The sequence below is a fragment of the Sphaerisporangium sp. NPDC005288 genome (assembly GCF_040607475.1).
Lineage (GTDB): Bacteria > Actinomycetota > Actinomycetes > Streptosporangiales > Streptosporangiaceae > Sphaerisporangium > Sphaerisporangium rhizosphaerae.
Window position 1 is genome coordinate 82,112 of record NZ_JBEXGT010000018.1, and the last position, 4,032, is coordinate 86,143.

Annotated in this window: 3 protein-coding genes; 2 read left to right on the forward strand and 1 reads right to left on the reverse strand. The window is 74.1% G+C overall.

Annotated elements, in window-relative coordinates:
- Positions 1–213: 213 nt before the first annotated feature.
- Positions 214–2,250 (forward strand): ABC transporter ATP-binding protein, encoded by a 2,037-nt coding sequence (locus ABZU32_RS18720; RefSeq protein WP_354923740.1) that lies wholly within the window; start codon positions 214–216, stop codon positions 2,248–2,250.
- Positions 2,251–2,271: 21 nt separating this feature from the next.
- The gene (locus ABZU32_RS18725; protein ID WP_354923742.1) at positions 2,272–3,348 is read left to right on the forward strand and encodes an iron-siderophore ABC transporter substrate-binding protein; all 1,077 of its coding nucleotides are present in this window, start codon (positions 2,272–2,274) and stop codon (positions 3,346–3,348) included.
- A gap of 390 nt (positions 3,349–3,738) precedes the next feature.
- Here the strand turns inward: ABZU32_RS18725 and ABZU32_RS18730 are convergent, their stop codons facing one another.
- A complete protein-coding gene (locus ABZU32_RS18730) occupies positions 3,739–3,945 on the reverse strand; it encodes an MbtH family protein (RefSeq protein ID WP_354847706.1) in 207 nt (68 codons plus the stop codon).
- Positions 3,946–4,032 lie beyond the last annotated feature (87 nt).

Here is a 4,032-nt window from a genome sequence, read left to right on the forward strand (position 1 = left end):
GACACCGGCACACCCGACGGCACCGGCATGACACGCGACACCGGCGTGACAGGCGACCCCGGCGTGAGCGTGACAGGCGACACCGGCGTGACAGGCGACACCGACACGCCCGACCGCCCCGACATGCCTGGCAGTACCGACATAGGCCGCGGTACCGACATGGGCCGCGGTACCGACATGGGCGGCGTTACCGATTCGGGCCGCGATACCGGCATGAGCGGCGGCGCCGGCATGGGCGGCGGTGCGGCGGGGACGGGCGTCGCCGGGGATCGCCTGACGCCGGCCACGTCCGCGCGCGTCTCCGCTGACGGGGGACGGGCGCTGCTGCCCACGGCGAACCCGGCACGGACCTGGGCTGCCGCGCGGGAACTGCTGCGACCGCACCGGGGCCTGGCGTTCGGCGGGTTCGCGGTGATGGTCGCCGCCACGGCCGCCGGCCTGCTCATCCAGCCACTGCTGGGGCACATCGTCGACCTGGTCGCCGGACGGCGCCCCGCGCAGGCCCTCACCGCGCCCGCGGCGCTGCTGGTGCTGGTCGCCGTCGTCCAGGGGGCCGGAACCGCGCTCGGGCTGTCCCTGATATCGCGGCTCGGGGAGACCGCGCTCGCCCGGCTGCGCGAGCGGTTCGTCGAACGCGCCCTTCGGCTTCCCCTCGCGCAGGTGGAGCAGGCCGGGTCCGGCGACCTGACCGCCCGGGTCACCGGTGACGTCTCGCGCGTGGCCGAGGCCGTGCGGACCGCCCTTCCCGAACTGGCCCGCTCACTGCTGGCCATCGTGCTCACTTTCGGGGCGCTGGCCGTGCTCGACTGGCGGTTCCTGCTCGCGGCACTGCTGGTGGTGCCGATCCAGGCGCACACCGCGCGCTGGTACGTGCGCAACGCCGTGCCGTTGTACGCGCGGCAGCGCGTCGCCGACGGGGCGCAGCGGCAGCAACTCCTGGACAGCATCAGCGGCGCCTCCACCGTCCGGGCGTTCCGGCTGGAGGCCGAGCACGAAGAGCGGGTGACCCTGCGGTCGTGGTCGGCGGTGGAGCTGACCATGCGCGGGGTACGGCTGGTGCTGCGGTTCTACAGCCGCCTGCACGTGGCGGAGTACATCGGCCTGGCGGCGGTCCTGGTCGCCGGTTTCCTCCTCGTGCGCGGCGGCGCGGTGTCCGTCGGCACCGCGACGGCCGCGGCGCTGTACTTCCATAGCCTGTTCGCGCCGATCAACTCCGCGCTGGTCCTGGCCGACGACGCCCAGTCGGCCGCCGCGAGCCTCGCCCGGCTGGTCGGCGTCGCCGACCAGCCGGCACCCGAGGACCCCGCACCCGGCCGGGCACCCGGCCTGCCGGCACCCGGGCGGCCGGCACCCGGGCGGCCGGCATTGGATGGGCAGTCATCCGAGGGGGCGACGGAGGAGCCGTCGTCCGAGGGGCCGCCGTCGGAGGGGGGATCGTCGGAGGGGGCGGAGCGCGCGGAGGATGCCGGAGGCTCGCTGCTTGCGGGGGACCCCGTGGTGACGGTCAGCGGGGTCGGGCACGCGTACGAGGCCGGGCGGTTCGTCCTGCACGATGTCGATCTCGTCATCCGCCGCGGCGAGCGTGTCGCGCTGGTCGGCGCCAGCGGGGCGGGCAAGACGACGCTCGCCAAGCTCATCGCCGGCGTCCACCGCCCGACGCAGGGCTCGGTACGGCTGGCCGTCCCCGAGCGGGGCCGGCCGGGCCCCGCGGTGGCACTGATCACCCAGGAGACGCACGTCTTCGCCGGGCCGCTCGCCGAGGACCTGCGGCTGGCCCGCCCGGAGGCGACCGACGGCGACCTGCGCGAGGCCCTGGCCCGCGTGGAGGCCCTGACCTGGGTGGAAGCGCTGCCGGAGGGCCTTTGGACGGTCGTCGGCGACGGCGGTCACCGCCTCACCGCCATGCGGACACAGCAACTTGCCCTCGCCCGGCTCGTCCTGGCCGACCCGCCGGTGGCGGTGCTCGACGAGGCCACGGCCGAGGCGGGCAGCACCGGGGCCCGCGCCCTGGAGCAGGCCGCCCTGCGGGCGATCGAGGGCCGTACAGCCCTGGTGGTGGCGCACCGCCTCACCCAGGCCGCGACCGCCGACCGCGTCGTCGTCATGGACGGCGGCCGGGTCGTGGAGAGCGGCCTCCACGACGAACTGCTCGCCGCCGGAGGACCCTACGCCGCGCTCTGGGAGTCCTGGTCGGACGCCCGTTCCGGCGCACTCCAAGCTCCCCCCACGCACAACGCACCGATCATCTGACGAAAGCCGAAGGAAATCTCGATGTCCCGTTCCACCAGAGGCACCCGGCTCGCCGCGGTGCTCGCCTCCGTCCTGCTGCTCTGCGGCACCGTCGCCGCCTGCGGCTCCGGCACCGGATCCGGCGGCGGCTCCGCCCCCAGCGCCGCCGACCCCTCCGGCGCCCCGGGCGGCGGCGCCTTCCCGGTGACCATCGAGCACAAATACGGCAGCACCACCATCGCCGCCGCGCCCAAGCGGATCGTCACGGTCGGGCTGACCGACCAGGACTCCGTGCTGGCTCTCGGATCGGTGCCGGTCGGCACCACCGAATGGCTGGGCGGCTACAAGGGCGCCATCGGCCCCTGGGCCACCGACCGGCTGGGCGCCGCCGCCGCGCCCGTCGTGCTCAAGGACACCGGCACGGGACCGCAGGTGGAGAAGATCGCCTCGCTGGCCCCCGACCTGATCTTCGCTCTGTACTCGGGGCTGACCAAGGAGCAGTACGCGACCCTGTCGAAGATCGCCCCCGTGGTGGCCCAGCCCAAGGACTACGCCGACTACGGCGTCCCGTGGCAGCGGCAGACCGAGATCATCGGCAGGGCGCTGGGCAAGGAGGCGGAGGCCAAGAAGCTCGTCGCGGGCGTCGAGGCCGAGTTCACCGCCGCCAAGCAGGCGCACCCGGAGTTCGACGGCGCCACCGCGGTGATCGCCACCCCGTACCAGGGGATCTTCGTGTACGGACCGCAGGACAACCGCTCGCGCATCCTGAGCTCGCTGGGCTTCACCCTGCCCTCCGGCCTGCAGCAGGCCGTGGGCGACCAGTTCGGCGCCAACATCAGCAAGGAGCGCACCGACCTGCTGGACACCGGCGCGATCGTGTGGATCGTCGCCGACCCCGCGGCGGACGCGGCCAAGCTCCACAAGGACAAGTTGTACGGCGACCTGAAGGTCGTCCGGCAGGGCCGCGAGGTCTTCGTCAAGGAGACCGGCGACTACGGCAACGCCTTCTCGTTCGTCTCGGTGCTGAGCCTGCCGTACACGCTCGACCGGCTGGCGCCGCAGCTCGCGGCCGCCGTCGACGGCTCCCCCGCCACCGAGGTCACCGAACCGGCCTCCTGACCCGCCCCGGCACACGGGACCGCCCGCAGAGAAGGGCCGGGCCGCGACTCCCATCGCGGCCCGGCCCTTCCCGCGTACGCGCGCCCCACCTTCTGCTGTACGTGCCCGCCCTCTCCGGGGACCCCTTCTTTCGCGGGGGCACGCCCTCTCCGGGGACCCCTTCTTTCGCGGGGGCACGCCCTCCTACCTCCCCCTGCGGGGACACGCCTTCCACGCGGGAACTCGGCCTCCCAAGGGGGGCACGCCCTCCGGCAGGGGCCGCCCTCGCGAGGGGCACGCTCGCCCGCAAGGACGCTTTCTCCCTTCCTCAGGCCATGCCCTCCCGTACAAGGACCGCCCTTTCGCGGGGGGCGCGAGCTTCTCGCGTGCGCCGTGCGCCCCCCCGGGGGGTCAGCCGTCCTGGTCCACCAGGCTCTTCGGGCGCATGTCGGTCCAGTTGGCCTCGATGTAGGCGAGGCACTCCTGGCGGGCGGCGGGCCCGTGGACGGTGGTCCACCCGGCGGGGACCTCGGCGAAGTCCGGCCACAGGCTGTGCTGCCCCTCGGCGTTGACCAGCACCGAGTAGACGCCGTCGGGGTTGTCGAAGGGGTTGCTCATCTCGGGTTCTCTCTCCTCAGGATCGGCGGAACGGTTGTCGGGGGTCGTCAGGATCGGCGGAACGGTTGTCGGGGGTCGTCGTGGTGA